General features: G+C 58.6%; 26 protein-coding genes. 10 read left to right on the top strand and 16 right to left on the bottom strand.

The window, feature by feature from the left end:
- The first annotated feature begins 10 nt into the window (after positions 1 to 10).
- Both DQN55_RS19580 and DQN55_RS19575 read left to right on the top strand, forming a co-directional pair.
- Positions 11 to 703 carry a tetratricopeptide repeat protein gene (locus DQN55_RS19580; RefSeq protein WP_048382651.1) on the top strand — a complete coding sequence of 231 codons (693 nt, stop codon included), beginning with the start codon at positions 11 to 13 and terminating at the stop codon, positions 701 to 703.
- 17 nt (positions 704 to 720) lie between these two features.
- Positions 721 to 987 (top strand): DUF3613 domain-containing protein, encoded by a 267-nt coding sequence (locus DQN55_RS19575; RefSeq protein WP_048382650.1) that lies wholly within the window; start codon positions 721 to 723, stop codon positions 985 to 987.
- An 87-nt stretch (positions 988 to 1,074) separates the two neighbouring features.
- Here the strand turns inward: DQN55_RS19575 and DQN55_RS19570 are convergent, their stop codons facing one another.
- Both DQN55_RS19570 and DQN55_RS19565 read right to left on the bottom strand, forming a co-directional pair.
- Positions 1,075 to 1,854, bottom strand: coding sequence for a response regulator transcription factor (locus tag DQN55_RS19570; RefSeq protein WP_048382649.1), 780 nt, complete (start codon positions 1,852 to 1,854; stop codon positions 1,075 to 1,077).
- Between the two features lie 120 nt (positions 1,855 to 1,974).
- A complete protein-coding gene (locus DQN55_RS19565; RefSeq protein ID WP_048382648.1) occupies positions 1,975 to 2,448 on the bottom strand; it encodes a prepilin peptidase in 474 nt (157 codons plus the stop codon).
- 70 nt (positions 2,449 to 2,518) lie between these two features.
- On the opposite strand from DQN55_RS19565, the gene DQN55_RS19560 reads away from it, so the two are divergent.
- Both DQN55_RS19560 and DQN55_RS19555 read left to right on the top strand, forming a co-directional pair.
- A complete protein-coding gene (locus DQN55_RS19560) occupies positions 2,519 to 2,956 on the top strand; it encodes a TadE/TadG family type IV pilus assembly protein (protein WP_048382647.1) in 438 nt (145 codons plus the stop codon).
- The gene (locus DQN55_RS19555; RefSeq protein ID WP_053070937.1) at positions 2,953 to 5,721 is read left to right on the top strand and encodes a sensor histidine kinase; all 2,769 of its coding nucleotides are present in this window, start codon (positions 2,953 to 2,955) and stop codon (positions 5,719 to 5,721) included. The genes DQN55_RS19560 and DQN55_RS19555 overlap by 4 nt, the downstream gene beginning before the upstream one ends.
- On the opposite strand, the gene DQN55_RS19550 is transcribed toward DQN55_RS19555, so the two are convergent.
- The 7 genes from DQN55_RS19550 to DQN55_RS19520 all read right to left on the bottom strand — a co-directional run bounded on the left by DQN55_RS19550 (position 5,710) and on the right by DQN55_RS19520 (position 12,537).
- The gene (locus DQN55_RS19550) at positions 5,710 to 7,617 is read right to left on the bottom strand and encodes a pilus assembly protein TadG-related protein (protein WP_231995621.1); all 1,908 of its coding nucleotides are present in this window, start codon (positions 7,615 to 7,617) and stop codon (positions 5,710 to 5,712) included. The two genes, DQN55_RS19555 and DQN55_RS19550, sit on opposite strands and share 12 nt — an antisense overlap.
- 311 nt (positions 7,618 to 7,928) lie before the next feature.
- The gene (locus tag DQN55_RS19545) at positions 7,929 to 8,486 is read right to left on the bottom strand and encodes a DUF4136 domain-containing protein (RefSeq protein ID WP_048382645.1); all 558 of its coding nucleotides are present in this window, start codon (positions 8,484 to 8,486) and stop codon (positions 7,929 to 7,931) included.
- 26 nt (positions 8,487 to 8,512) lie between these two features.
- Positions 8,513 to 9,139, bottom strand: coding sequence for a DUF4136 domain-containing protein (locus tag DQN55_RS19540; RefSeq protein WP_048382644.1), 627 nt, complete (start codon positions 9,137 to 9,139; stop codon positions 8,513 to 8,515).
- A 23-nt stretch (positions 9,140 to 9,162) separates the two neighbouring features.
- Positions 9,163 to 9,912: a methyltransferase domain-containing protein gene (locus tag DQN55_RS19535; protein WP_048382643.1), complete on the bottom strand. Its 750-nt coding sequence runs from the start codon at positions 9,910 to 9,912 to the stop codon at positions 9,163 to 9,165.
- On the bottom strand, positions 9,909 to 10,214 hold the full coding sequence (locus DQN55_RS19530; RefSeq protein WP_048382642.1) for a nucleotide pyrophosphohydrolase: 306 nt from the start codon (positions 10,212 to 10,214) through the stop codon (positions 9,909 to 9,911). The genes DQN55_RS19535 and DQN55_RS19530 overlap by 4 nt, the downstream gene beginning before the upstream one ends.
- 113 nt (positions 10,215 to 10,327) lie before the next feature.
- Positions 10,328 to 11,182: a MaoC family dehydratase gene (locus tag DQN55_RS19525; protein WP_048382641.1), complete on the bottom strand. Its 855-nt coding sequence runs from the start codon at positions 11,180 to 11,182 to the stop codon at positions 10,328 to 10,330.
- 2 nt (positions 11,183 to 11,184) lie between these two features.
- Positions 11,185 to 12,537 (bottom strand): 3-oxoacyl-ACP reductase, encoded by a 1,353-nt coding sequence (locus tag DQN55_RS19520; protein WP_048382640.1) that lies wholly within the window; start codon positions 12,535 to 12,537, stop codon positions 11,185 to 11,187.
- 122 nt (positions 12,538 to 12,659) lie between these two features.
- Between DQN55_RS19520 and DQN55_RS19515 the strand changes: the two genes are divergently transcribed.
- Positions 12,660 to 13,934, top strand: coding sequence for an acetyl-CoA C-acetyltransferase (locus tag DQN55_RS19515; RefSeq protein WP_048382639.1), 1,275 nt, complete (start codon positions 12,660 to 12,662; stop codon positions 13,932 to 13,934).
- A 490-nt stretch (positions 13,935 to 14,424) separates the two neighbouring features.
- Here the strand turns inward: DQN55_RS19515 and DQN55_RS19510 are convergent, their stop codons facing one another.
- Positions 14,425 to 15,453, bottom strand: a complete 1,029-nt coding sequence (locus tag DQN55_RS19510) for a bile acid:sodium symporter family protein (RefSeq protein WP_048382638.1) — start codon at positions 15,451 to 15,453, stop codon at positions 14,425 to 14,427.
- Between the two features lie 82 nt (positions 15,454 to 15,535).
- Here DQN55_RS19510 and DQN55_RS19505 point away from each other — a divergent pair, with 82 nt between their 5' ends.
- Entirely contained in the window at positions 15,536 to 16,330 is a 795-nt protein-coding gene (locus tag DQN55_RS19505) for an AraC family transcriptional regulator (protein ID WP_048382637.1), read from the top strand.
- A gap of 207 nt (positions 16,331 to 16,537) precedes the next feature.
- Positions 16,538 to 17,431 (top strand): PA4780 family RIO1-like protein kinase, encoded by an 894-nt coding sequence (locus tag DQN55_RS19500; protein ID WP_048382636.1) that lies wholly within the window; start codon positions 16,538 to 16,540, stop codon positions 17,429 to 17,431.
- A gap of 98 nt (positions 17,432 to 17,529) precedes the next feature.
- On the opposite strand, the gene cueR is transcribed toward DQN55_RS19500, so the two are convergent.
- The 3 genes from cueR to DQN55_RS19485 all read right to left on the bottom strand — a co-directional run bounded on the left by cueR (position 17,530) and on the right by DQN55_RS19485 (position 20,805).
- Entirely contained in the window at positions 17,530 to 17,931 is a 402-nt protein-coding gene (gene cueR / locus DQN55_RS19495; protein ID WP_048382635.1) for a Cu(I)-responsive transcriptional regulator, read from the bottom strand.
- Between the two features lie 13 nt (positions 17,932 to 17,944).
- Entirely contained in the window at positions 17,945 to 20,293 is a 2,349-nt protein-coding gene (locus DQN55_RS19490) for a heavy metal translocating P-type ATPase (protein WP_048382897.1), read from the bottom strand.
- Between the two features lie 131 nt (positions 20,294 to 20,424).
- The gene (locus DQN55_RS19485) at positions 20,425 to 20,805 is read right to left on the bottom strand and encodes a hypothetical protein (RefSeq protein WP_048382634.1); all 381 of its coding nucleotides are present in this window, start codon (positions 20,803 to 20,805) and stop codon (positions 20,425 to 20,427) included.
- Between the two features lie 155 nt (positions 20,806 to 20,960).
- On the opposite strand from DQN55_RS19485, the gene DQN55_RS19480 reads away from it, so the two are divergent.
- On the top strand, positions 20,961 to 21,161 hold the full coding sequence (locus DQN55_RS19480) for a heavy-metal-associated domain-containing protein (RefSeq protein ID WP_048382633.1): 201 nt from the start codon (positions 20,961 to 20,963) through the stop codon (positions 21,159 to 21,161).
- Positions 21,162 to 21,293: 132 nt separating this feature from the next.
- Entirely contained in the window at positions 21,294 to 22,490 is a 1,197-nt protein-coding gene (locus DQN55_RS19475; protein ID WP_048382632.1) for a multidrug effflux MFS transporter, read from the top strand.
- Here the strand turns inward: DQN55_RS19475 and DQN55_RS22315 are convergent, their stop codons facing one another.
- Together DQN55_RS22315 and DQN55_RS19470 are read right to left on the bottom strand one after the other, a co-directional pair.
- Positions 22,491 to 22,661 (bottom strand): hypothetical protein, encoded by a 171-nt coding sequence (locus DQN55_RS22315; protein WP_162837540.1) that lies wholly within the window; start codon positions 22,659 to 22,661, stop codon positions 22,491 to 22,493. It lies immediately after the preceding gene.
- A gap of 135 nt (positions 22,662 to 22,796) precedes the next feature.
- Positions 22,797 to 23,810, bottom strand: coding sequence for a zinc-binding alcohol dehydrogenase family protein (locus DQN55_RS19470; RefSeq protein ID WP_048382631.1), 1,014 nt, complete (start codon positions 23,808 to 23,810; stop codon positions 22,797 to 22,799).
- Positions 23,811 to 23,934: 124 nt separating this feature from the next.
- Here DQN55_RS19470 and DQN55_RS19465 point away from each other — a divergent pair, with 124 nt between their 5' ends.
- On the top strand, positions 23,935 to 24,846 hold the full coding sequence (locus tag DQN55_RS19465; RefSeq protein ID WP_048382630.1) for a LysR family transcriptional regulator: 912 nt from the start codon (positions 23,935 to 23,937) through the stop codon (positions 24,844 to 24,846).
- Positions 24,847 to 24,970: 124 nt separating this feature from the next.
- Here the strand turns inward: DQN55_RS19465 and DQN55_RS19460 are convergent, their stop codons facing one another.
- The gene (locus DQN55_RS19460; RefSeq protein WP_048382628.1) at positions 24,971 to 25,924 is read right to left on the bottom strand and encodes an adenosine deaminase; all 954 of its coding nucleotides are present in this window, start codon (positions 25,922 to 25,924) and stop codon (positions 24,971 to 24,973) included.
- Positions 25,925 to 26,012 lie beyond the last annotated feature (88 nt).

The following is a 26,012-nucleotide window of genomic DNA, read 5'->3' as shown; positions in this document are numbered from 1 at the left end:
GAGTATGTACATGAGAGCTGTCATCGTCGCCTGTGGGCTGTTGCTGTTGGGCGGCTGTGCAACGGACGGGCAGAGTAACCCGCCGTGGGCAGGCCTGACCGGCAGCAGTTGCACCAAGTTGAGTGGCGATCAGGAGTTGTCGCTGAACCTGGCCGACGACATGGCCAGGGAAGGCAAGCTGCACGCCAGCCTGGCCAACCTGCAAAGCCTGCCGGAGCGCCACGCCCAAGTGCAACTGCGCAAGGCGCGTATCTATCGCCAGCTGGGACGGGCTGAAGCCGAGCCGTTGTATCGCGGATTGCTGGGCACCTGCCTGGAGGCTGAGGGTGAGCATGGTCTTGGGCAATTGGCTGCTGGGCGCGGCAATTACCCATTGGCCACCTCTCACCTGGAGCGAGCAGCGAAGCTGGCGCCCACCGATGACAAAATTCGCAATGACCTAGGGGTGGTTTATCTCAATCAATTGCGCATCGATGATGCCCGGTTTGAGTTTTTGACTGCACTGGAGCTCAAGCAAGAAGACGCTTTGGCGGCGCTCAATTTGGTGACTTTGTTGCTCTTTCAGGACAACTGGAGCCAGGCCTCGGAGCTTGTGACCCGTGCCGGGCTGACGCCCGGACAAGTGAGTGATGCACAGGCAAGGGCGATGGAACTCAAAGCCCAGACCGTAAAAGTCATAAGCCCGGTGGCTGCAATCCATTAATGCGTTGGAGTTTTGCCATGATCTTTTCTATTCGTATGGGTGTGATGCTGGTCATGCTGCCTCTGGGTGCGATGGCCATTGAACCGGGGCCTGCGTCCAGTGCCCAGCAGGAAACCGAAAACTGGCTGCATCTGCAGAGCAGCGGCAAAGCCCGGTCGTCGATACAGCAAGTGGCAACTCCGGCGGAACGCGAGCGCAGTCTGCAACGCTGGCTTGACAGCTACACCCACCCGATTCCCGAATACTACGGGCAAAAAGAGGGCGGCTCTGCCAAGCCGGATTGAATCGGGTGCCATGACAGCGACCGGGGGCGAGGCTTGCATCGCGAGCCCTCTGCTCCGACAGCGTATGTTCACGGCTTGTATGCCGGGTTAATGCGATGTGTGCTGATGCCGTTTGACGGAAGCACCAGGGGACAAGGCCAGCGCTAATTGGGTGCGGTTATTCATGTGAGTCAGGCGCAGCACTTGCGACACATAGAGTTTGACGGTGTTTTCAGTGATGCCCAGATCACAGGCGATCTGGTAGTTGGTTTGGCCTTTGCCCACCAGTTTTGCCACATCCATTTGGCGCGGTGATAGTTGGTTGAAAATTGAAGGTATCTGGACTTCGCTCAAGACCCGCTCGGCGGGAGGGGTGGGGACCCGTTGCGGGGGACGTAGTACTGACTCCATGTCGTGATAAAGATCATCGATGGACTCGGCTAAAAATTGCAGCTTTTGGTTCAGGTGGCCCAAGTGATCATTTCTTTGTCGATCAAGCAGGATAGTTTCCTGACGTTGAATGCCTTCAAGCAATTCGGTGAGATCGATCGGTTTTTGATAGTAATCAGCGATGCCAATTCGCAAGGCCTTGATCACATCCTGCTTGTCTGCACGACCCGTGAGTAGGATGCTTTCGAAAGCTCGTCGCTTTCCGGCGATTGCTTGCAAATGCTGTGTCAGCTCAATGCCGTCCATGTCTGGCATATGCAGGTCACACAGCACCAGAGCGATTTGCGAGTCAGCGACAAATGCAGCTATGGCTTCACGGCTGGATAGGCAGGGCACGCAGGTATAGCCGCTGCTTTCCAGGAATTCACACAGTTCTTCGACGATCAGGGCGTGGTCGTCGACGACGAGTATTTTTATAAGGGGGGTGAGCTTGTTCACGCGTTACTCCATGCCTGGCAAGCCAATCTAAGGCGTCCTTTACCATTCACTGAATGGGGGGGTGTATAAAACATAGTCGTACTTTTACACACTGTACAACTATTAAATCCTACGTTTTGACTAGGGTATGCACAAGACTGTGAGACTAAAGCCGCACAGCAGGAAAGGCGCAAATGGCAGTTTTTTTGACGGTTCGCCAATGCATTCAGGAACAGGCGGGATAATTCGCGGATTCAGCAAAGAGCAGATTTTAGGTGCGAGCCACCACCACAGTCCTGCGCTAAGCCCTGCGCCAATAAATGTACCCAGCAGCATCAGACGATCGCTTGCCAATGCCAGTGCAATCAATAGCTTCACATCACCGGCCCCCAGCTTGTTGAGGGCATACCCGGGGAGGGTCAGCGCCAATGCAATCAGCAATGCCCAGCCGCCCTCGGCAGCGCTGGCGCCCAGCCAGGTATGCCCGGTCCAGAGCAGGTAGAGCAATGCCAGCGTCGCGGCCCCGAAGGTCAGCCAGTTGGCAATGTGGCGTTGCAGCAGATCCTGGATAGCGCAGGCGGCGAACCACAGCAATACAACCCATAACTGGATCACGTAATTAATATCCCTATTTACGAATGATTCTATGATGATATTACGTCAAGTCGGCAGGGTAGACACAGTCATGAAAATTGGCCTTTCCCACAAGCAAAAAGGTGCTGCTGCGATTGAGTTCGCGCTGGTGTTCGTTATTTTCTTTGCCGTGTTGTACGGCGTGCTCAGCTATAGCTTGCCGCTGTTGCTGATGCAGTCGTTCAACAATGCGACGGCTGAAGCGGCGCGGCGCAGCGTGGCGGTGGATCCTACTCTGGCTGCAGCGGCCTACAAGCTGAAAGTCGAAGAGGTTGCCAAGGCCGTACTTGAGGAGAAACTGACCTGGGTGCCTTCTGCGATCAAGGGATCCATCGTCAAGACGGCGGCCTACAACGCGGGTGAGCTGGTTGTGACCGTCAGTCTGCCGGCCACAGCATTAAGCAGCATTATGCCGGTGCTCAAGCTGGGGGTGATTACCGTGCCTCAACTGCCCACCGATTTGACAGCCAAGTCGAGCCTCAGCTTTTGAGCCAGGGTGTGCGGTTGTTCACCCGTTTTTTGAAACGCAACAGCGAGCATGTTCCAGAGCCGGCCGGGTCATCGTCCGGCAGCGAGGCGGGGTTGCAGCTATTGCTCGATCAGTACGGACACGTAGTCGAGTCCCATGGCGGGCAGCGTCATGGTCTGACGCGGTTCAACGAGGGAGCACCGCGTCTGTTGCGGGACTATCTGATACCGGGCAGCACGCTGGCACTTGAAGGTGTACCGGCAGACTGGGTCGGGCACAGCCTTGACCTCGACTTCCAGGGCGCCGGGCAACTTGTGGTTCACACCCGCGGCTGGCTTGAGCCCCATGCAGACGGCTGGCTGCTGCGGCTGCTGGATATCACGGATTTGAAGCTGGGGACTCAGCAGGCGCACAGTCGTCAGCACTGCACGCAATTGAGCCTCAGCATGACCGAGCAACTGCGCCAATGCAGCCTTGAGCGTTTGCCCGTGGTGATGCTCGAGTCGCTGCAGCGAGTCGCCCAGCATTGGCATGTGCCCTGTGTAGCGCTGGCCCTGCGCGATGATGCGCAGCCGGGCTGGCGCCTTTATAGCGCCTTTAACGCGTTTGACGCCCCGCAGCTCTGGACCACAGGGCAAATGATTGGCGCAGAGCTCAACAGTTACAGTGGTGTTCAGCGTCTCGATCTGCAGCGTCAGGCAACAGAGGAACAGCTCAGGCTGGACAGTCTGTTCGGTCATGCCGAAGGCCTGCGCGTGCCGTATCGTGATCATTGCGGGCTGTCAGCGTGGCTGCTGTTCGGGTTTTATCCGAGGTCGGCACATTCAACACTGATGAGCGAGAGTGACTGGTCGCAAGTCTGCGCGGCGCTGGCCGGGCCGCTGCTGGCACGTTTGCGCGAAAAACAGCAGGTCGAGCACCGCGATCGCATGGAGTCTCTGCAAGGGTTGCTGGGAACAGGCTGGTGGGAATGGTCCCCCGGCGATCAACAGTTGCACGTTGCTCCGCAATTGGGCAGCAGTTTGCTGCTGGAGCCAGGTGCACACTCGATGCCCCGTGAAGCGTGGCTGGCACTGTTCCACCCGGCAGACCGCGACGAGCTCAGTAGTCGTTTCAATGAGTTGCTGGAGCATGACAAAGGAATGCTGTTGAGTGTGCGTTTGCATCAACCATCCCGTATCGAGCCGCCCCAGTGGTATCGGATTCAGGGCCAGACACAGGGCTCCGGCAGTCAGCGCCGCATCGTCGGCTTCATGCTCGATGTCAGCCTGATTAAGAACCAGCAACTTCAAGCCGATGCGGCCCATGCTCGACTTGATAACCTGATCGCCAGTTCACCGGCGGTGATTTACGTCCAGCGCTATGAAGAGGGGGCGTTGCTGCCCGCTTTTTTCAGTGCCAGCCTGCAACCTCTCTTGGGCTGGGCTCTGGAAGACTGCACCAGTGCTGCGTTGATCGAATGGATTCACCCCGATGATCGCGAGCAGTATTTTGAGCGCACCCGGCAGCTGCTGCGCGATGGCAGTGCCCGTGCCCGCTATCGCCTGCGTGATCAACGTGGCAATTATCACTGGTTACTGGACGAGGCCAAGTTATTGCGTGATGACCTCGGGTTACCTGTGGAAGCCGTAGGGCTGTGGCTGGATGTCACCGAGGCAACCGAGACCGCCGAGCGGGTCAAGCGCAGCGAAGAACGCTACCGGGTGCTGGTCGAAGATTCACCGGCAATGATTTGCCGCTACCTGCCTGACCTGACCCTGACCTTCGGCAACCAGCCATTGGCGACGTATCTGGAGTGCACGCCTGCACAGTTGCCGGGGATCAATCTGGGCAGTTGGCTCTCGACGGAGCAGCGTGCAGACTTTGTGCAGCGCATCGCTGGCTTGAGCCCGCAAAACCCGGTGAGCCTGGCTGAAATCAGTCTGCAGCTGCCGGGGCGTGAACATGCGTGGTGGGTATGGTCAGACCGGGGAGTGTTCGATGCCCAAGGCAACTTGCTGGAAATTCAGGCCGTTGGCCGTGACAACACGGAGTTGCGGCGCTCGCAGCAGCAACTGACCCACAGCGCAAAAATGGCCACCCTGGGTGAAATGGCCACCGGTCTGGCCCACGAGATCAACCAACCGTTGAACGTGATGCGCATGGCGGTCGTCAATGTACTCAAACGCCTGAGCAACGGTGATGTGCAGGCCGACTACCTGCAAGACAAGCTCACTCGTATCGACTCGCAGATCCAGCGTGCGGCCCGGGTGGTCGATCATATGCGGGTGTTTGGCCGTCGCTCTGAAATCGAGCAGCAAGTCTTCAATCCGCACCAGGCAATGGAAGGTACGCTGGCCTTGTTGGCGGAAGGACTACGCGGCAAAGGGGTAGAGCTGCGCAGTGAAGGCCTGGCGTGCAGCGTATTCGTACGCGGTTATGTTGACCAACTGGAGCAAGTGCTGATCAACCTGGTGGTCAACGCGCGTGATGCCCTGATGAGCAAGCGTGAAACCGACCGCGATTTCCAGCCCTGGATCGCCCTCTGCGCTGAATCTGTCGGCAATAACGTTTGCCTGTGGGTACAGGACAATGCTGGCGGCATCGACCCGCGCCTGCTGGAGCGGGTTTTCGAACCGTTCTTCACCACCAAGCCCATCGGCCTCGGCACCGGCCTGGGCCTGTCCGTCAGCTACGGCATCATCGACAACATGGGCGGCCGGTTAAGCGTCAGCAATACCGGGCCGGGCGCCCGGTTCTGTGTGGCGTTGCCGGTGGTGGAGGCCGGAGGCTTGCTAGAGCACTAGTTGAGGGTGTCCGCCCTGATTGCAGGAGAGGTTGGCGCCGATTTCAGCGTTGGCGAGGCCCACGCCAAGAGCGCTGAGTACGCTGTTCACAATAGGGTCGAGCAAGTTGGCCAGCAGCCCTTTCAGAGCGGTGGACAGAATGCCGGTGACCTGGTTAACCAGCCCGCCCACTGCCGCCAGTGCATCATTGGTAATGTTGCCGGTCTGGGGGGTGTAAGTGACCAATAACTTGTTATCCAGAGAGTCACCCAGACTTCTAATGATGTTTGGATCGCCGGGAAGTACTCTCCAGGCGAGAGGCGTGTTGACGTTGGTTAGCGTGGGGGCTGAGAAAACAAGCGGCTCGGACTTTCCGGCTAGCTGAGCTTGAACCTTGAGTCCCAGCCCTCCGCCCTTGCCCATCTGGAGAGGGCCGCAGAGCAAAAGAATGGAGCAGTGGGTGACGTCAATACTGATGAGCTTAACCGGTTCCACGGCCAGAAAGTTCTCTCTGTTGATTTCGACGGTTGAAGGAAACGCGCCGTTGGCAGGAGGCGTACCAATGCTCAGTTTGGCGGCCGCGCTCGAAGATTGAGCCGTCAAGCTTTTGGTCGCTGTATTGGCACAGTTATAGGCCGTCACATAGCTGTTGGCACTGGCGGCTTCCAGGAAAATATCCAGGGATGAGGCAATGCTCAGCGAGGTTCGTTCACAGGCCACGAGGCAACTTAAAACACCGACCAGATCCAGATGCAAAAGGCTGTTTACTACACTGGTCAGCGGGGACAGGAGTTGAGTGAGCGCCGAGGTGATTTGCGAGACCAGTTTTAACACCACCAGATCAATATGAATGTGGGTTTGAACCTGCGCAGTCTTTACAAAAATCCGATTCGGGCCGTTCAGAGGGTCTTTAATGGCCAGCGCGGGATTGCCCACCATTGATATCTGTGCGGGCTCAATGACTTTAAGTTTCAGGGTCACGTTGCCGACCAGTGGAATAGACGAGTTTATGTCGGCAAAAATGGCACTTTTCCCGTTCGACAGTTGAACGATCCCTTGAAGTAAGTCGAACACTTTAAGGTCTGTATTCAGGCCAGCGTTGGAGGTGCCATTTTGAATCTTGAGCAAATCCCCCAGTTTTAATATCTGCGTATTACTGGCAATCAGCTTAATGGTTTTCAGGGCATTCAATGCGACCGATGCGGCAGGACCTCCTTTCTCCAGTACATTCACCGCAGCGTTAATGAGTTGAGTCGCGCTGACCTGCGTATCCAGCAACTGGTTGTAGTCTCCGGCCGTCAAGTTCAGGTCGATGGCGAGCTGGTCCAGATAGCTGAGCAGGTTGATATCGGTGGATGCCAACCCTTTCCACGATGCAAGTGTCAGGTCCAGCTTGCCGCCCAACAGGCCACCGATGACACCATTGAGAAGTGCCGATTTCGAGCTGTCTATTGTTCCGAGAGAGGTCCGAATACTCAGCATTGCCAGAGGCTCACCGCCGATGGCCCCCACCGCACTCGCCGTCAAATGGGTACTGAGATTAAACCCGTTATTTGAAAATATGCTCCACAATCCACCAACCACGCTGGAGGGAACGGTGGTGGTGGCAATAACACGGATGGCATCGGTTTTAGTGGCATCCAGTTTAAAGGTGCGCAGGCTGTCACTGCCTGTGACCAAGGTACCGCAGGTGGTGTTGACCTTTTGTACGGCTCCGGGAGTAAAGCCATTGCGGCTGGCGCTTTCGTTAGCGAATGTGGCGGCGGTACCATTTACGCAACTTCCCCCGCGGCCTACCGCTTCAAGCACGGCCAGATCCGCGACCCGCTGCAACTTGCGTTGCTCCAGGTACAGGCGCCCACTGTCGATCACCAACAGAATAAAGAGCAGCGCCATCCCCAGAACGATGGCAGCCATTAAACCGATTGCACCACGTTGTGGCTGCGGGCCCTTGAAACGGGCACTGCGTAGAGGGGGAGACATCGAGCACTCCTTATACCGGAACAGAGCCCGGCGCTAACGCTCCAAAGGTGCAGGAAGTGTAGCCAAGAAGCGATTTAAATGCTGGCAATTTGCCGTTTTTATATAAGTAATGTGAGCCAATGATCAGAACTTTTCGCCCGGTGATCTAAAGCACTGTTTAAATACGATGGGGCTTCACGAAAGTATTAATACATTGTGAGTTATATGTCGGGCAAGTAAGTGCGTGCCGCCTAAAAGTATGAGGCTTACTTGGGAGGGTAGTTACTCAGGATTTTGCTGGCCGCGTTATGAATGGCTGCACTGCGCTCTGCAGGTGTCGGGCGCGGGTTGACGATCTGTTCAGCACTGCCTCGCCACACCAGTCTGCCATCTCTGGCATCGAGCAAATCGATTTGCAGGGTGCCGACCTGATAGTCAACGCTGCGGGTTTCGTTATACATCGGAGAACCCCAGTAGCCACCCCACGGGCCGCCCCATGCGCTACCGTAATTAGTACTGACTTGCTGTTGGCGATTGTCGACGATCAGGTAGGTTTGCACCTGCAGGTCGGCCTTGCTGCCTGCTGCAGCCTGACGCAACCCGCGCTGACCCAGTTGCTCGGCCACAGCCTGACGAATGCGTTGTTCGGTCAGGTCGCTTTTGATGCGCGGGTCGTCGGGCCGGTATTGCAGGCCGGGTTCTTTCCAGGACCAACTGCGGTAGCTGGAAAAGTCGCGGCTGGCATCAAAATCGTGATTCACCTGCGTGGTTTCGCAAGCGCTCAACAACAGGACCATACCCAATAACAAGAGGCGACGTAACATGATGATTTCTCCGCTTCAACAGCGCCTTATTGGGGAGGATAAGCTTGCACTGCCTTGTTCAACGACTCACGCAACGCATCACTGCGTTCGCTCAGGCTGCCCCGGCTGCTGGTTTCTGCACTGGAACTCCACACTGGCTGCCCGGTTTTGCCGTCATACAGATTGAGCCGTACCACCATCACTTCAACTTCATAGGTGCGCACGACCGGAATGCGCTGATACATGCCGAACTGGTTGCCATAACGCCCATACGGATCGCCATACATCCCGCCGTATCCACCCCCATAACCATAGTCGTCCTGCACCTGACGCAGACGTTTTTCGGTGTGCAAATCGGCGCGAACCCACAGATCTGCCGGACGGCCGGCTTGCGCCGGACGCAAGCCGCGCTGATCCAGGGCATTGCTCACGGCTTCAGCGATTTGCGCCGAATCGGCCCAGGCCGTGCCTACCGGCGGGCGACCATTGAGCCAGGCCCAGCTCTGGTAGCGCCCGTAATCTCTGGGCGGCGCGGGGTAGGCGCTCAAATCCAGCGTGTGGGCGGCTTGAGCCGGGGCCGGCGGCATGGGCAGGGACGTGGCAGTGTAGGGGTTGGTGCTTTGACACGCTCCCAAACCTAAGCTTAAAACGAGTAAGGCAGCACGGCGATACATGATGTTTCCCCCTCGCCAAGTGGTCAAACCGGGCGGCACACCCAATGCAGATAACGGCCCAGCCCGGCAAAAGCAGGATGACGGCGGTGGGCAAGCTCCATTTCTACCAGCGCCTGCAGTTCGGCGCGGGCCTGGAATTCCACGGGCATGTAATCGTGAAAAACCCGCACGCCACTCTGGCTTTCGACTTGCCACAGCCCCTCAAGTGCAGTGGCCAGCTCGCGTGGGTCGAGGGGCTGTTGCGGAGTCAGGCTCTGTTTTTCGCCGGCCATGTCGTTCTTGCGCATCTTGCGGAAGTGGCCTTTGAGCAGGTTGCGGTAGATCAAGGCGTCGCGGTTATAAAACGCCAGCGATAACCAGCCGTCTTTGGCGGTCAGTTGATGCAGCACCGGCAAGATCGCGTGGGGCTCGGCCAGCCACTCCAGGACCGCGTGACACAGCACCAGGTCGTAAGGTTCGGTGAGCTGGCCCAGCAGCTCTTGCCAGGGCGCCTGAATAAACGTGCCGGTCTGGCCCGCTTCGGCAAACCGCTGACGCGCGCCTTCAAGCATGGGGGCGGCCGGCTCGGCCAGGGTCACATCGTGCCCTTGCTCGGCCAGCCACAACGACATATGCCCCAGCCCGGCACCGATATCCAGAACCCGCAACGGACGGGATGGCAGTGCTTCCTTGAGGTCGGCCTGAAGCACGGCCAGGCGAATGGCGCCCTTGGCACCGCCGTAGATTTTCTCGGCGAAGCGGGTGGCCAATTGATCGAAGTGACGGTCACTCATTGATTGAAACGCCTTTCATTGTCGGCCAGTTTACTGCGCACCACTTCGTTCATGTCCAGCCCCAGCTCGCCGCACAGCAACACCAGATAAAGCACGATATCGCCCACTTCCTGTCCGGCGTGAGCCAGTTTGTCAGCGGGTAGTTGGCGTGACTGGTCTTCGCTTAGCCACTGAAAGATTTCTACCAACTCGGCCATTTCGACACTGGCGGCCATGGCGAGGTTTTTCGGGCTGTGGAATTGCTTCCAGTCATTGTTATCGCGGATGCGATGCATGCGTTGGGTCAGTTCGTCGAGGTTCATCGCGGGTGTGCTCTCCAGAAGACGCAAAGCTTGCGGCGGAACGCCAGCTGACGCAAGTGAAAGGCATTGGCTGCTGTGGATTGCGAACAGTCGGACTCTTTAGCCTTGACCACCTAGCCAAGTGGACGCCACTGACCGGTCAGGTGCACCAGATCACCCTGCCCGTTGAGCTGGAAATCACCACGGGAGCCCGGGTCACTGGCCAGTAGAATGACTTCGCTGGGCAAGCGCACCGGTTTTTTGAACGAGACACAAATTTCCAGATTGTCCGCCGGTAGATGTGAGTCAAGGGCCGCCAGGGCTCGGGCTTTTATCCACAGGCCGTGGGCAATGGCGCTGGGGAGGCCAAACAGTTTGGCACTGGCTGCGCTCAGGTGGATCGGGTTGTAATCGCCCGACACCTTGGCGTACTGGCGGCCAATGCCAGAGGGGACGTACCAGCGCGTCAGCTCTGTCAGCGCAAGCGCTGCGGCTGTCGGTTGCTCAAGCGTTTCTCCTGGTAACTCAACGCCTTTGCACAACAATGTACTTTCAGCAGCCCACAGCGGACCGATCCTGTCGCTGACTTCGGTCACCACCTCAAAGGTCGCGCCCTTGGGGTGTCTTTGCAGGTTGCGGGCATACACGCCGATATGCAGTTCGGTTACGCCCCCCATTGGCCGTATGAGTTGAATCCGGTTGTTGAGATGAATCAAACCGAGCAGCGGGAAGGGGAAGTCCTTGGCAGTCAGCAATTGCATTTGCAGTCCGAACGCCAACAGGTGTGGGTAGGTGGGAGGCAACAGCGGGCTGGGTGTTAAACCGCACAGGTCACGAAACGCCGCCAGGGGCTTGGGGGCGACGGCCACCCAGCAGCGCACGCCTTGCTCGGGCAACGTGCTACCGGTGATTTTGCGTCGGGCCGCGGCGTGGGCATACAGCGCGGGCAAATGCGGCGGCGTGTCGAGGTCAAGCCATTTTATGCTCATGCTCAGGCCCCCAGAATGCTTTGGCCACACACCCGCAGCGCTTGCCCGCTGATCGCGCCGGACCCCGGCTGGACGAGCCAGGCCACGGCTTCCGCCACATCTTGCGGCAGGCCGCCCTGACCCAGAGAGCTCATGCGGCGCCCAGCCTCACGCAGGGCAAATGGAATGTGCGCGGTCATTTGGGTTTCGATAAACCCCGGCGCCACGGCATTGATACTGATACCGCGTTCGCCCAGCAAGGGTGCCCAGGCCTGAGCCAGGCCGATCAATCCGGCTTTGCTGGCTGCATAGTTGGTCTGGCCACGGTTGCCGGCAATGCCACTGATAGAGGCCAGCAGGATGACCCGGGCATCATCGCGCAGGGTACCGCTGTCGAGCAGGTCTTTGGTCAGGACCTGGGGGGCATTGAGGTTGACCGCCAGCACCGCATCCCAGAATTCGGGTGTCATATTGGCCAGGGTTTTGTCACGGGTGATGCCGGCGTTGTGGACCAGAATGTCGAGGCCGTCCGGCAATTGTTCGATCAACTGTTCCGGCGCATTTTCAGCACAAATATCCAGCGTTATAAAACGCCCGTCCAGGCGTGCGGCGAGGGCTTCAAGATCATTCTTGGCCGCGGGCACATCCAGCAGGATCACATCGGCACCATCGCGGACCAGCGTCTCGGCAATCGAGGCGCCGATTCCTCGGGCCGCACCGGTGACCAGTGCCTTGCGCCCCGCCAGCGGCCGGGTCCAGTCCTGTACCTGCGAAGCGCAGGCATTGAGGCGCAGTACCTGGCCGCTGACATAAGCACTTTTAGGCGAGAGGAAGAAGCGCAGCGCGCCTTCCAGCTGGTCTTCGGCGCCTTCGCCGACGTACAGCAGCTGCAAGGTGCTGCCGTTGCGCAGTTCCTTGGCCAGTGAGCGGCTGAAACCTTCGAGGGCGCGTTGAGCACTGGCTGCGAACGGCTCACTTAAGGTTTCCGGGGGGCGGCCTAAAACAACCAAATGTGCGCTCCGTTCAAGGCTGCGCAGCAGAGGCTGGAAAAACTCGCGTAATTGCTTGAGTTGATAGATGTGTAACAGTGCACTGGCATCGAATACCACTGCTTTGAGTTTTGGTCCCTGGCCTGGAATCCAGGACGTCGCGTTGAATGATCCAGAGCCGTAGCTGAACACCGCATCCGTGAGTTTGCTGGCAAAGTGATTAACCTGCCCGGCCAGTTCTCCCCCGCCAATCAGCAGCGGGCCTTCGACCGGACGCAGACGTCCGGCTTGCCAGCGCTCCAGTCGCACCGGTGACGGCAGCCCCAGCGCGCCGACCAGACGCTGGCCGATGGAGGAGTTGGCAAAGTCGATATAACGGTCTGACATGGAACACTCTCCGACAGATGGGGTTCAAAGGGTTGACCACAAACAAGTGATAGTCGTTCGTTTTCAGCGATAAGACCTACGCTTGTAACGATTAATGGCGGTAAGAGAATAGGGTGAATCGTATGAGTCTGCGCCGTGTGGCAATTATTGGCGGTAATCGAATTCCGTTTGCCCGCTCTAACGGGCGGTATGCGACTGCCAGTAATCAGGCAATGCTGACGGCCGCGCTGGAAGGCCTGATCGAGCGCTATAACCTGCATGGGTTGCGCATGGGGGAGGTGGTGGCCGGGGCTGTGCTCAAGGATTCACGGGATTTCAGTCTGACCCGGGAATGCGTGCTGGGCTCGCGGCTGTCGCCGCAAACCCCGGCCTATGACGTGCAGCAAGCCTGTGGCACCGGACTTGAGGCCGCGTTGCTGGTGGCCAATAAAATCGCCCTGGGGCAGATCGAGTGCGGCATCGCGGGCGGGGTCGACACCACCTCCGATGCGCCCATTGGCCTGAATGACGGGCTGCGCAAATGGTTGTTGCAGTTCAACCGCACCAAGGCGCCCCTGGACAAGCTGAAGTCCCTGTTGCAACTGCGCCCGCAGTTTCTGAAGCCCGAGTTTCCGCGCAATGGCGAGCCGCGTACCGGTTTGTCGATGGGGCAGCACTGCGAGTTGATGGCGCAAACCTGGAACATACCGCGCGACGAGCAGGATGTATTGGCCTTGCACAGTCATCAGGCGTTGACGGCGGCTTATCACGCGGGCTGGGAAGATGATTTGATCACGCCATTCATGGGCCTGAGCCGCGACAACAATCTGCGTGTCGATCTGACGCTGGAGAAACTGGCAGCCCTTAAACCGGTATTTGAGCGCAGCGCCAAAGGCACGCTGACAGCGGGCAACTCCACGCCGCTGACGGATGGCGCATCCGTGGTGTTATTGGGCAGCGAGGCATGGGCCAAAGAGCGAGGCTTGCCTGTATTGGCTTACTTGCGCGATGGCGAAACGGCGGCGGTGGATTTCGTACACGGCGCTGAAGGTTTGCTGATGGCCCCGGTGTATGCGGTACCACGGCTTTTAGCGCGCAATGGCCTGACGTTGCAGGATTTCGACTACTACGAGATTCATGAAGCATTTGCGGCGCAGGTACTCTGCACCCTCAAGGCATGGGAAGACGTGAATTATTGCAAAAGCAGGTTGGGCCTTGAGGCACCGCTGGGCTCGATCGACCGCAGCAAGCTGAATGTCAAAGGCAGCTCGCTGGCCATAGGTCACCCCTTTGCCGCGACGGGGGGACGGATTCTGACCAATATGTCCAAGTTGCTCGCTACCGCCGGGCAGGGGCGAGGGTTGATCTCGATCTGCGCGGCGGGCGGGCAGGGCATTACGGTCATCGTTGAGCGTTAACAGGCAGCGCAGCAGTTGTAAATGTGAGTGGCCGGACGCGGCCTCGTTCTACTCGTCCGCTGCTACAGGATGGTGTGAGCCGAAGGTCGTCCGGTTTGTGGTGGTCACGGCCACTGTAGAGCAGCCGTAGAAACGCTTTTGTAGCCGTTGACGAGCGCAGCGAGGCTACGTTCGGCTGCGCAGCAGTCGTAAATGTGAGGGACCGGGTTTACGGCCGCTGCGCAGCCGGACGCAGCCTCGTTCTACTCGTCCGCTGCTACAGGATGGTGTGAGCCGAAGGTCGTCCGGTTTGTGGTGGTCACGGCCACTGTAGAGCAGCAGTAGAAACGCTTTTGTAGCCGTTGACGAGCGCAGCGAGGCTACGTTCGGCTGCGCAGCAGTCGTAAATGTGAGGGGCCGGGTTTACGGCCGCTGCGCAGCCGGACGCGGCCTCGTTCTACTCGTCCGCTGCTACAGGATGGTGTGAGCTGAAGGCCGTCACGGGTTGTGGTCAGGGAGTGGGCACGGCCACCGTGTTTTGTGCAGCGGCTTCCTGTCGATGACGGCTGGCATAGTTTTCTGCCATGACCGAGCACACGATCAGCTGCAACGGGTGGTAGATCATGATCGGCAGCAGAATCAGCCCCAGGCCGGGGTGAGCCCCGAAGATCAGTGCCGCCATCGGCGCGCCGGTGGCCAGCGATTTTTTGCTGGCGCAGAACACCGCGGCAATCTCGTCAGCCGTGCTGAACTTCAAGGCGCGGGCGGTCCGGGTGGTCATCCACAAAATGACCGCCAGCAATAACACGCTGCCTGCAAACGCGCTGATAATCACCGTGGAACCTTGTTGCTGCCACATGCCCGAGACCATCGAATTACAGAATGCGGCGTACACCAGCAACAGAATCACCAGCTTGTCGGCGATGCCGGTGTAGCGCTTGTGCCGGGCAAAGAAGCGCCCCAGCAGCGGCCGTGCCAGTTGGCCAAGGACCAGTGGCAATAGCAGCATGGCACACAGGTCGAGCAGGGTTGAGCCCAGGTCGATGCCACCGGTGCCGCTGCCGACGACGAAACTGACCAGCAACGGCGTCAGGAAAATCCCCAGTACGCTGGACAAGCTGGCGTTGAGAATCGCAGCGGGCACATTACCGCCTGCACTGCCGGTCAGTGCGACCGAAGACGAGATCGTCGAGGGCAGGGCGCACAAGTAGAAGAACCCCAGCATCAGCAGTGGTGGCAGTTGAGCGCCGAGCAGTTTGTCAGCCATGACCCATATCAGCGGAAACACCACGAAGGTGAAGCCTTGCACCATGAGATGCAGGCGGATGTTTTTCAAACCATGACTGATCTGCTCGCTGGACAGGTTCACCCCGTGCAGGAAAAACACCAGGAATACCCCGATATTGATCACCCACTCTGCGTGCATGGCGCCCCCTGTGCTACCGAATGTCGGGAACACATAGGCCAGAAATGTCGCCAGCAACATGCCACACAGGAACCAGTCGGTGAACAGTCGCTTGAGGTGTTTGAGTACAGGCATCACAGGCACCGGGATATTGTAAGAATTGGTGACTTAGCCTAACGTCGGTTTTTTGAGACGTCTTGCGACACAAGGCCAACCAATGCCGCCAAACGGACAATATGGGCTGGAGCGGGCCATTCCGGTACTGAATGCCTTGCCTCGGCCGTTGTATGCACGGGCCGAGAGCCTGGGCGCGGGGTCGTGGACGCCACGGCATCAACATGACTGGGTGCAGTTTTCTTACGCGATCAGCGGTGTGTTGGGCGTGCACACCGACGAGGGCAGCTTCTTTGCGCCACCGCAGTGGGGGATCTGGATTCCCGCCGGCCTGGAGCATGAAGTCATCACCTCGATGCGGGCTGAAATGCGCAGTTTGTACGTGCGCCGGGAGGATTGCCCCTGGGCGCCGGGCCATTGCCGAGTGCTCGAAGTCACGCCGCTGGCCCGTGAATTGATCAAGCGGTTTTGCGCCTTGCCCGTGGAATATCCCGAAGGCGGAAGCCCGGAACAGCGACTGGTGCAGGTCTTGCTCGACCAGCTTGCCGGTCTGGACGAGGTCGGGTTCTCGCTGCCCTTGCCGCGTCATGCGCGGTTATTGGCGCTGTGCAATGAGTTGATCGCCTGTCCGGATGCCGAGGTGACTCTGGGCCTGTGGGCTGGACGCCTGGGCACATCGGAGAAAACCCTGATGCGTCTGTTTACCCGTGAAACGGGCTTGAGCTTTCGCAGCTGGCGTCAGCGCATGCGGTTGCTGTCGTCGCTTCGGGTGCTGGAAGAGGGCGCCAGCGTAACCAGCGCTGCGTTGTCATGCGGTTATGATTCGACGTCGGCTTTTATTGCCGCCTTCAAAAAAATGTTCGGGTTTACGCCGGGGGAGTTGTTCTGTCAGGGTTAGCCGGCGGGTTGATAAGTCGATGCTCTAATGGTGGGCCTCGTCTATGATTCAAGCGGCTGACGCAAGAGGCGACTTTCGGGATTTATCGGCACAAGGAGTGCGTACAAGCGACTCTTAAAACGGTCGCCCTCTCCCCGTGGTGAGAGGATTGCCGTATAACGAGTGACATTCGCGTGTTTGGTAATAAAGGACCCACAATAAAAGCTGATGAAGACTCCAAAACGCTTAGAACCCCTGATCGAGGACGGTCTGATCGACGAGGTGCTGCGCCCACTCATGAGTGGCAAAGAAGCAGCTGTGTACGTAGTCCGCTGTGGCAATGAGCTGCGGTGTGCCAAGGTTTACAAGGAGGCTAACAAACGAAGTTTTCGCCAGGCCGCCGAATATCAGGAAGGCCGCAAGGTACGCAACAGCCGTCAGGCCCGAGCGATGGCCAAGGGCTCGAAGTTCGGTCGTAAAGAAACCGAGGATGCCTGGCAGAACGCCGAAGTGGCTGCGCTGTTCCGTTTGGCGGGTGCCGGTGTTCGGGTTCCAAAACCGTTCGACTTCCTCGAAGGCGTGCTGTTGATGGAGCTGGTGGCGGACGAGTACGGCGATGCCGCTCCGCGTCTGAATGACGTGGTTCTGGAGCCGGATCAGGCCCGTGAGTACCACGCGTTTCTGATTCAGCAGATCGTATTGATGCTGTGTACCGGACTGGTTCATGGTGACTTGTCCGAGTTCAACGTGCTGCTGACGCCGACCGGTCCGGTGATTATCGACCTGCCACAAGCGGTTGATGCCGCAGGTAACAACCATGCGTTCAACATGCTTGAACGTGATGTGGGCAACATGGCGGCCTACTTCGGACGCTTTGCACCGGAGCTCAAGAGCACCCGCTATGCCAAGGAAATGTGGGCGCTTTACGAAGCGGCTACGTTGCACCCGGGTAGCGTGTTGACCGGCGAGTTTGACGAGCCGGACGAGTTGGCGGATGTCGGCGGTGTGATGCGCGAAATTGAAGCGGCGCGTCTGGACGAAGCCTTCCGTCAGGCGGTGCGAGCTGCCGATGATGCCCCTCCGAGCAAAACCGAAGAGCCGCCTCCACCGTGGATGCAGTGATTCGATGAATAAAAAAATCCGGCCCAGGCCGGATTTTTTTATGGCTGTGATTCAAAGCCCTCACCCGCAGGTCGAAGGGCTTTGGGCACGTGGGGCAATCACTTGCAGCAGCTCCCCGATTCCAGGTCCTTGAGGATCGGGCAGTCAGGGCGGTGGTCGCCCTGGCAACTTTCAACCAGTTCCTGGAGGGTGTCGCGCAGGCCGCTGAGTTCGCGGATTTTTTGATTCAACTGCTCGATATGCTGGCGAGCCAAGGCCTTTACATCGCCGCTGGCACGCTGGCGGTCTTGCCAGAGGGTCAGCAACTTGCCGACTTCTTCGAGTGAGAACCCCAAGTCCCGTGAGCGTTTGATAAACGCCAGCGTATGAAGGTCATCATCGCTGTAAAGGCGATAGCCGCTGTCGCTACGATTCGCCGCTTTCAGCAGGCCGATGGATTCGTAATAACGAATCATCTTGGCGCTCAGCCCACTGTGTCTGGCGGCTTGGCCGATGTTCATGGCAGGTGCTTCCTCACTCAAGGTCCTTGGGTTTCCACAACTTCAGCAACAATGCGTTGCTGACGACGCTGACGCTGGAAAAGGCCATGGCTGCACCCGCAAGCACCGGGTTCAAAAAGCCGAAGGCAGCCAGCGGGATGCCGATGACGTTATAGATAAAAGCCCAGAACAGGTTTTGACGGATTTTGGCATAGGTCTTACGGCTGATCTCCAGCGCGGCGGGTACCAGGCGTGGATCACCACGCATCAGGGTTATTCCCGCGGCATGCATGGCGACGTCGGTGCCACCGCCCATGGCGATACCAATGTCTGCCGCTGCCAGAGCCGGGGCGTCGTTGATACCGTCGCCGACCATGGCCACCACGCCGGTTTTTTTCAACTCGGCAACGGTCGCAGCCTTGTCGGCGGGCAATACCTCGGCGTGTACATCTTCAATCCCCAAGGCCTGGGCCACGACCCTGGCACTGCCCCGGTTGTCTCCGGTCAGCAGGTGGCTGCTGATATGGCGTGCCGTGAGCTGCTGGATGGCCGACAACGCGCCGCTTTTAAGCGTGTCGCCAAAGGCGAAAAGTCCCAGGACATGCGGCTGCGGAGCTTGTTCAATCAGCCACGACAGCGTGCGGCCTTCCGCTTCCCAGGCGGTAGCAGACTCGGCAAGCGCTCCCGGGGTGAGGCCGGTTTCTTCCAGCAGGCGACGATTACCCAAGGCCAGACGGCGACCTTGCAGGGTGCCAGCAATTCCGCGTCCGGTGAGCGATTGGCTGTCGGTGACATCCGGTACATCCAGGCCGCGGGCGGCGCAGGCATCCAGTACAGCTTTGGCGAGCGGGTGTTCGCTGCCTCGTTGCAGTGCACCGGCGGCTTGTAATACGCGGGTTTCGTCACCTTCCAGTGCGCTGAAGTGGGCAATCTGCGGGGTGCCGGAGGTCAGGGTGCCAGTTTTATCAAACACCACGGCGCTGACTTCATGGGCGCGTTCGAGGGCTTCGGCATCTTTGATCAAAATGCCGTGGCGCGCCGCCACGCCGGTGCCGGCCATGATTGCGGTCGGTGTGGCCAAACCCAGCGCACAGGGACATGCGATGACCAGCACCGCCACGGCGTTAATCAGTGCGGTTTCGATGGGCGCGCCATAAAACCACCAACCGAGCAAGGTCGCGAGAGCGATCAGCAGCACCACCGGGACAAAAATCTGGCTGACTTTATCCACCAGCTTCTGGATCGGGGCTTTAGCGGCCTGGGCGTCCTCGACCAGACGGATGATGCGCGCCAGTACGGTTTCGGTCCCCAGCGCCAGCGTTCTGATCACCATGCGACCTTCACCGTTGATCGCGCCCCCGGTGACTTTATCCCCAGGCTGTTTCGGCACGGGCAGGCTTTCGCCACTGATCAGCGCTTCGTCGGCGTGGCTTTGGCCTTCGACCACCTCGCCATCCACCGGGAAGCGTTCACCGGGTTTGACCAGCACCAGGTCGTTGAGGCTCAGGTCGCTGATGGCGACATCTTGTTCCTGACCATCAACCACTCGCAGCGCACGTTCGGGGCGCAGTGCTTCAAGGGCTCGAATGGCACTGGCGGTCTGACGTTTGGCGCGACTCTCGAGGTATTTGCCCAGCAGTACCAGCGCGATGACCACCGCCGAGGCTTCGAAATACAAGTGCGGAACACTCCCGGGGGCAGCGATGGCCCATTCGTACAAGCTCAAGCCATACCCGGCGCTGGTGCCGAGAGCCACCAGCAAGTCCATGTTGCCAGCGCCGGCTTTGACGGCTTTCCAGGCGGCGACGTAAAACCGGGCACCCAGTATGAATTGAACGGGTGTGGCCAGCGCAAACTGAGCCCAGGCGGGCAGCATCCAGTGCAGGCCGAATGGTTCGAGCAGCATCGGCAGCACCAGCGGCAACGCCAGAACTATCGCCAGAACCAGTGCCCACCGTTCGCGGTGCAAGCGTTTTTGCTGATCGTCCTCGGCAGCCTTTGGGTTTTGCGGCAGGCTTGCCGCATATCCCGCCTGGCTGACCGCCTTTATCAGCACGCCCGGATCGAGCTGTCCGAGGTATTCAATGTGGGCGCGTTCGCTGGCAAGGTTGACGCTCACACGTTCAACTCCCTGCACCTTGCCCAGGGCCTTTTCCACCCGTCCTGCGCAAGACGCACAGGTCATCCCGCTGATAGCCAGTTCAAGGGTGTGACGGGGTACCTGGTAACCCGCATGTTCCACGGCCTCGATCAGCAAGGGCAGGCTATCGCCATTGGCTGCGACGCGAGCGTGTTCAGTGGCCAGGTTAACGCTGACCGACGTAACGCCCGGCACTTTGGCCAAGGCTTTCTCCACACGTCCAGCGCAGCTGGCACATGTCATGCCCGAAATGGGCAAATCGAATGGGGTGGACACAAGCAGACCTCCTCAAGAAGTTATCTATCCATAGAATCGACCTTGACCCTATGGCAAGGTCAAGGCTTCTTGCTGCCCGCTACGTTAGCTCCCCGGATTCAGTAGCCCAGCGCGGCCGGTTTGAGGTACATGCCGCTTTTGCCAAGGGCGATACGGTACTTGCGCACATCACCGGCTTTTAAAGTGAACTGCTGCGCGGGCGGCACCAGCATGCCGGGCAGGCATCCAGCCGCTTGTCCGGGCAAAAGCTTGAGACGAATGTCGACGCTGGCGGCGGGTAAATTAAAAGACAGGGCTTGTTCTTGAAACAAACGCCCGGCCAGCAGGTCATCTATGTACACGCCAATTTCACAGTGTGTGGGCACTTCAAGGCGCTCGCGGGAGATGATCAGGACGCCGTAATCCTGTTCGGCATGTGCCCACAGCGGCAAACTGGCAAGACCCAAAAGGCTGGCTAGGCTCAAGGCGGTCCAGCGCATAGGATCCACTCCTGTGTTTCGATGGTTGGCCTTGTAGCTTGGCCGAGCGGTGGATGGATTGCCAGTGGACTGTAGTGACGTCGTAACAACGGACTTGACCTTGCCACGATGGCAAGGTGAAAGCTGACCGCATCTCAAACCAAGGAGGCATGACCATGCAAGTATTCACAGTTGAAGGTATGACCTGCGGCGGCTGCGCCGGATCAGTCACCCGTGCCGTGCAGCAAGCGGATAAAAACGCCCGGGTTGAAGTAGACCTGGCGACCAAAACAGTCAAGGTGGAGAGCACCTTGCCACCGTTGCAAATCATTGATGCAATCACCAATGCCGGGTTTGATGCGCGGACTGCGCACTGAGTGACGGGCGTAAATCCGGGCGTGTGGCGAGCCAGGAGAATTTATTAGCTAGCTCGCTATCTTAATGTTCAAGGTGCTTATCCACAGCTAGACTATCGGGCTGCATTGAACGCAGCTCGATTTGGATAACTGATGAACTTTAGAGCAATTCTGATTCTTGGCGCCTTGAGTGCTTTCGGCCCCTTGGCCATCGATTTCTATTTGCCGGGCTTTCCGGCAATGGCGACGGCCTTTGCGACTGACGAAACCCATATCCAGCTGACCCTGGCCGTGTATTTCCTGGGGCTGTCCATTGGTCAACTGATCTACGGCCCGATTGCCGACAGGTTTGGTCGACGCGTGCCACTGCTGGTGGGTGTCAGCCTGTTCACCGTGGCGTCTTTGGCGTGTGCTTTTGCCCCGAGCCTGGAGTGGCTGATCGGTGCACGCTTTGTGCAAGCGTTGGGCGGTTGCGCAGGAATGGTAATTTCACGGGCGATTGTCAGCGACAAGTGCGATGCCGTTGGCTCGGCCAAAGTCTTTTCGCAGTTGATGCTGGTGATGGGGCTGGCCCCGATTTTGGCGCCGATGCTCGGCGGCTTGTTGGTCAACCTGTATGGCTGGCAGGCGATTTTCATCGTGTTGACGGCGTTTAGTGCAATGGCAGCATTGGCTGTGGCGCTTGGGTTGCCCGAAAGTCTGCCGGCCAATGTACCGCGCCAGCCGCTGTCGGGTGCCTTGCGTCAGTACGGTCGACTGCTTAAAGACGGTGAGTTCCTGGGACATGCCATGACCGGCGGAATCGCTATGGCCGGTATGTTTGCCTACATTGCCGGTTCGCCTTTCGTCTTTATCAAACTCTATGGTGTCCCGGCCGAGCACTACGGCTGGCTGTTCGGTACTAACGCCGCCGGGTTTATCCTGGTGGCCCAGGTCAACGCCCGATTGCTGGCCAAGCGCGGGCCGGCCTTTTTACTGTCGCGCATGATCTGGGTCTATCTGGCGGCGGGGCTGACGTTGCTGGGGGTGAGCTCGTTGCACACCGAGCAGTTATGGCCGTTGCTGATTCCGCTGTTTATCTGTATTGCCAGCCTGGGTTGCATCATTCCCAACGCATCGGCCTGTGCCATGAGCGGCCAGGGCGCACGTGCGGGCAGTGCATCGGCGATGCTTGGCTGTTTGCAGTTCAGCGCGGCGGCGACAGCCGCGTGGATGGTGGGGGTCTTGCATGACGGCAGTGCGATGCCGGTAGGGATGGTCATCACCTTGTGCGGGATACTTGCAGTGGGTGCAGCGATGGCGACCCGTCGGCTCTATGCTGCACGGATCGCCACTCAAACATCGTTCTGATCAGACTGCCTGCTGCTCGGGAAGGCGGTGCGGGGCTTGTATTCGCGCTTGCAATTTGTCCACAAAGGCACGGGCTTCGGACTCGTTGCGAAAGTTGACCGCTTGCCGGTCGATTTGAACCTGCCATTGGCAATCACGGGATCTTGCTAACGCTTTAATCAGGATTTTCATAACGGGCCTCCTCAGGTTGGCGAAGGAGGCCAGTGTATGCCTGACACGTTGCCGTCGCCCGCACTGGCGGATGACGGACAGCAAGTCTCTGACTGACGGTATCCCGAGGCTTTTACAGATCCTGTTCGGGGTCGATCAGAAGCCTTCCAGCACTATTTTGCCCTTGGATTTGCCGCTTTCCAGCAGCGCATGGGCGCGGCGCAGGTTGCTTGCGTTGATGGTGCCGAAGTGTTCGCCCAGCGTGGTGCGCAAAGTCCCGGCGTCAACCAGCTCCGCAACACGATTGAGTAGATGATGTTGCTCGATCATGTCCGCAGTTTCGAACAATGAGCGGGTGTACATGAACTCCCAATGCAGCGACAGGCTCTTGCGCTTGAGCTTGGTAATGTCGAGCGCCTTCGGGTCGTCGATCAGCGCGAGCTTGCCTTGCGGGGCGAGGGCGTCAACCAGCTGATCCAGATGCTGGTCGGTTTGGGTCAGGCTGGCGACATGAGTCACAGCGTCGATGCCCAGGCCCTTGAGGGCTTCACTCAAGGGTTGGCTGTGATCGACAACCACGTCGGCGCCCAGCTCGCGCACCCAGGCCTGGGTTTCAGGGCGGGATGCGCTGCCAATCACCTTGAGTGCCGTCAGTTGGCTGGCCAGTTGGGTCAGGATCGAACCGACGCCGCCTGCCGCGCCGACGATCAACAGGCTCTGTTGCTCGTCGGCATCACCCTGCTTGATCCCGAGACGCTCGAACAACAGTTCCCAGGCGGTGATTGCCGTGAGTGGCAATGCCGCGGCGTGTGCGAAATCGAGGCTTTTTGGCATGTGCCCGACGATGCGTTCATCAACCACGTGGCGTTCACTGTTGGCCCCGGCGCGGGCGATTGAGCCGGCGTAAAACACCTTGTCGCCAACCTTGAACAGGCTGACCTCACTGCCTACGGCCTTGACCACACCGGCGACATCCCAGCCCAGTACTTTGGCTGTGCCAGCATCCGGCTGTACGTTCTGTCGGACTTTGGTGTCCACAGGGTTGACGGAAATGGCCTTGACGTCCACCAGCAAGTCCCGTGGTCCGGCAACTGGCTCGGGCAGTTCGATGTCTTGCAGCGCCTGCGGATCTTGAATCGGCAAAGAATGGAAGTATGCGACAGCTTTCATGGGAAGGACGTCCTGCGAAGGGGGAGACAGTTGGACGATGATTCGCTATTTCACAGAATGAAAAAACCCGCTAATACTGCAGTCTCTTTCAATATTATTTTGATAATGCTCGGGTAAATTCCCCATGTTGCGCTTTGATGATCTGCAATTGTTTGTTCGCGCCGCTGACTTGGGCAGCCTGTCGGCTGCGGCACGGGTGATGGACATGTCCCCGGCCGTGGCAAGCGCGGCCCTCAAGCGAATTGAAGCGCAACTGGGCGCACGGTTGCTGGCGCGCTCAACTCGCAGCTTGCGCCTTACAGCTGAAGGCGAAGGATTTCTTGAGTACGCGCGTACGGCATTGAGCAGCCTTGATGAAGGGCGGCGCTTGCTGGCCCGTGGGCAAGATCAGGTCAGTGGTGTGTTACAGCTTTCGGCGCCCTCGGACTTCGGCCGCAATTTGCTGTTGCCGTGGCTGGATCAGTTTCAGCGTGAGCATCCGCAACTCACCGTACGGTTGTTGTTGGGCGACCGCATAGCCGATCTCTTTCGTCAGCCAGTAGATATCGCCTTGCGCTATGGCGAGCCGGAAGACTCCAGTCTGGTGGCACTGCCAGTAGCCCCTGACAACCGTCGGGTGCTCTGTGCGTCACCTGCGTATCTGGCGCACAAGGGTGAGCCGCAGCAGCTTGAACAACTGCTGCAACATAATTGCTTGCTGTACATGTTGGGTACGCGGGTACACGACTATTGGCAGTTCCATGACGGCAAGCGTGAGCTCGGGCTGACAGTGAGCGGCGATCGCTTCAGTGATGATGCCGATGTGGTGCGTTTGTGGGCAGTGGCTGGCGCGGGGATCGCTTACAAATCCTGGCTGGATGTTGCGGGGGATGTACAGGCCGGAAGGCTCAAGGTCTTGCTGCCCGAGCTGACGTGTGAACGGGCGCCGTTGAACATGCTCTGTGGCCATCGAGCACAATTGAGTAAACCGGTGAGGTTATTGCGGGACATGCTCAGTGAGCAGTGCGGGATTTTAAGCCGCTCCCGCAATCCGTAGCCGCAGGAACGCCGTAAAACCCGCGGCAGGAGCAGGGCTTGCCTCGTGATTCAGGCAACGCGGTGCGGGATGCCAACCGCGTGGGGGCTTTCGCGAGACAGGCCCGTCCCTGCCGGCGGACGTGTTACGGCTTGACCAGGCGTGCGTCCAGGCTGTTTTGCGCCAGGCGTTTGGCCTGGTCCTGGGTCATACCCAGATCGGTGTACAGCGCGTGGAAGTTCTCGGTCATGTAGCCACCAAAGTAGGCCGGGTCATCCGAGTTCACGGTGACTTTTACGCCGCGTTCCAGCATGTCGAGAATATTGTGTTGTGACATGTGATCAAACACACACAGCTTGGTGTTGGAGAGCGGGCATACGGTCAACGGGATTTGCTCGTCGATGATGCGTTGCATCAAGCGCTCGTCTTCAATCGCCCGCACACCATGGTCGATGCGCTGGATTTTCAACAAGTCGATCGCTTCCCAGATGTATTCCGGTGGACCTTCTTCGCCGGCATGGGCGACGGTCAGAAAGCCTTCATGGCGCGCACGGTCGAACACCCGCTGGAACTTGCTCGGCGGGTGGCCCATTTCTGAACTGTCCAGCCCGACGGCGACAAACGCTTCGCGAAACGGCAGTGCCTGATCGAGGGTTTTTTCGGCTTCTTCTTCGCTCAAATGGCGCAGGAAGCTGAGGATCAGACCGCTGGTGATACCCAGTTGCTGTTCACCGTCCTTGAGTGCGCTGGCGATGCCATTGAGCACGACTTCAAACGGAATTCCACGGTCAGTGTGGGTTTGCGGGTCGAAGAAGGGTTCGGTGTGAATAACGTTCTGTTCTTTGCAGCGCAGCAGATACGCCCACGTCAGGTCGTAGAAATCCTGAGAGGTGCGCAGTACGTCTGCGCCCTTGTAGTAGAGGTCGAGGAACTCTTGCAGGTTGTTGAAGGCATACGCCTTGCGCAAGGCTTCAACGTCGTTCCAGGGCAATGCGATTTTGTTGCGCTCAGCCAGCGCGAACAGCAGCTCGGGTTCCAGAGAACCTTCAAGGTGCATGTGCAGTTCAGCTTTTGGCAGGGCGTTCAGCCAGTCATACATAACGTTTTTTCTCATCAAAGCAGGTACAGATGACGACATTCTACAGGCGCGAAGCGCTACAGCTTGTAAAAATGCCCCTGCCATTTGT

It is taken from the genome of Pseudomonas taetrolens, assembly GCF_900475285.1.
In the GTDB taxonomy this organism is placed as follows: Bacteria; Pseudomonadota; Gammaproteobacteria; order Pseudomonadales; family Pseudomonadaceae; genus Aquipseudomonas; species Aquipseudomonas taetrolens.
This window is presented reverse-complemented; position numbering and strand designations above follow the sequence as displayed.

Bases quoted from the DNA above. Each gene is read 5' to 3' on its own strand.
- DQN55_RS19550 (WP_231995621.1), bottom strand. From the start codon at position 7,617: ATGGCTGCCATCGTTCTGGGGATGGCGCTGCTCTTTATTCTGTTGGTG.
- DQN55_RS19500 (WP_048382636.1), top strand. From the start codon at position 16,538: ATGAAGACTCCAAAACGCTTAGAACCCCTGATCGAGGACGGTCTGATC.
- DQN55_RS19575 (WP_048382650.1), top strand. From the start codon at position 721: ATGATCTTTTCTATTCGTATGGGTGTGATGCTGGTCATGCTGCCTCTG.
- DQN55_RS22315 (WP_162837540.1), bottom strand. From the start codon at position 22,661: ATGAAAATCCTGATTAAAGCGTTAGCAAGATCCCGTGATTGCCAATGG.
- DQN55_RS19485 (WP_048382634.1), bottom strand. From the start codon at position 20,805: ATGCGCTGGACCGCCTTGAGCCTAGCCAGCCTTTTGGGTCTTGCCAGT.
- DQN55_RS19465 (WP_048382630.1), top strand. From the start codon at position 23,935: ATGTTGCGCTTTGATGATCTGCAATTGTTTGTTCGCGCCGCTGACTTG.
- cueR (WP_048382635.1), bottom strand. From the start codon at position 17,931: ATGAACATCGGCCAAGCCGCCAGACACAGTGGGCTGAGCGCCAAGATG.
- DQN55_RS19530 (WP_048382642.1), bottom strand. From the start codon at position 10,214: ATGAACCTCGACGAACTGACCCAACGCATGCATCGCATCCGCGATAAC.
- DQN55_RS19525 (WP_048382641.1), bottom strand. From the start codon at position 11,182: ATGAGCATAAAATGGCTTGACCTCGACACGCCGCCGCATTTGCCCGCG.
- DQN55_RS19475 (WP_048382632.1), top strand. From the start codon at position 21,294: ATGAACTTTAGAGCAATTCTGATTCTTGGCGCCTTGAGTGCTTTCGGC.
- DQN55_RS19545 (WP_048382645.1), bottom strand. From the start codon at position 8,486: ATGTTACGTCGCCTCTTGTTATTGGGTATGGTCCTGTTGTTGAGCGCT.
- DQN55_RS19515 (WP_048382639.1), top strand. From the start codon at position 12,660: ATGAGTCTGCGCCGTGTGGCAATTATTGGCGGTAATCGAATTCCGTTT.
- DQN55_RS19505 (WP_048382637.1), top strand. From the start codon at position 15,536: ATGCCGCCAAACGGACAATATGGGCTGGAGCGGGCCATTCCGGTACTG.
- DQN55_RS19540 (WP_048382644.1), bottom strand. From the start codon at position 9,139: ATGTATCGCCGTGCTGCCTTACTCGTTTTAAGCTTAGGTTTGGGAGCG.
- DQN55_RS19510 (WP_048382638.1), bottom strand. From the start codon at position 15,453: ATGCCTGTACTCAAACACCTCAAGCGACTGTTCACCGACTGGTTCCTG.
- DQN55_RS19580 (WP_048382651.1), top strand. From the start codon at position 11: ATGAGAGCTGTCATCGTCGCCTGTGGGCTGTTGCTGTTGGGCGGCTGT.
- DQN55_RS19480 (WP_048382633.1), top strand. From the start codon at position 20,961: ATGCAAGTATTCACAGTTGAAGGTATGACCTGCGGCGGCTGCGCCGGA.
- DQN55_RS19490 (WP_048382897.1), bottom strand. From the start codon at position 20,293: ATGACATGTGCCAGCTGCGCTGGACGTGTGGAGAAAGCCTTGGCCAAA.
- DQN55_RS19560 (WP_048382647.1), top strand. From the start codon at position 2,519: ATGAAAATTGGCCTTTCCCACAAGCAAAAAGGTGCTGCTGCGATTGAG.
- DQN55_RS19535 (WP_048382643.1), bottom strand. From the start codon at position 9,912: ATGAGTGACCGTCACTTCGATCAATTGGCCACCCGCTTCGCCGAGAAA.
- DQN55_RS19460 (WP_048382628.1), bottom strand. From the start codon at position 25,924: ATGTATGACTGGCTGAACGCCCTGCCAAAAGCTGAACTGCACATGCAC.
- DQN55_RS19470 (WP_048382631.1), bottom strand. From the start codon at position 23,810: ATGAAAGCTGTCGCATACTTCCATTCTTTGCCGATTCAAGATCCGCAG.
- DQN55_RS19520 (WP_048382640.1), bottom strand. From the start codon at position 12,537: ATGTCAGACCGTTATATCGACTTTGCCAACTCCTCCATCGGCCAGCGT.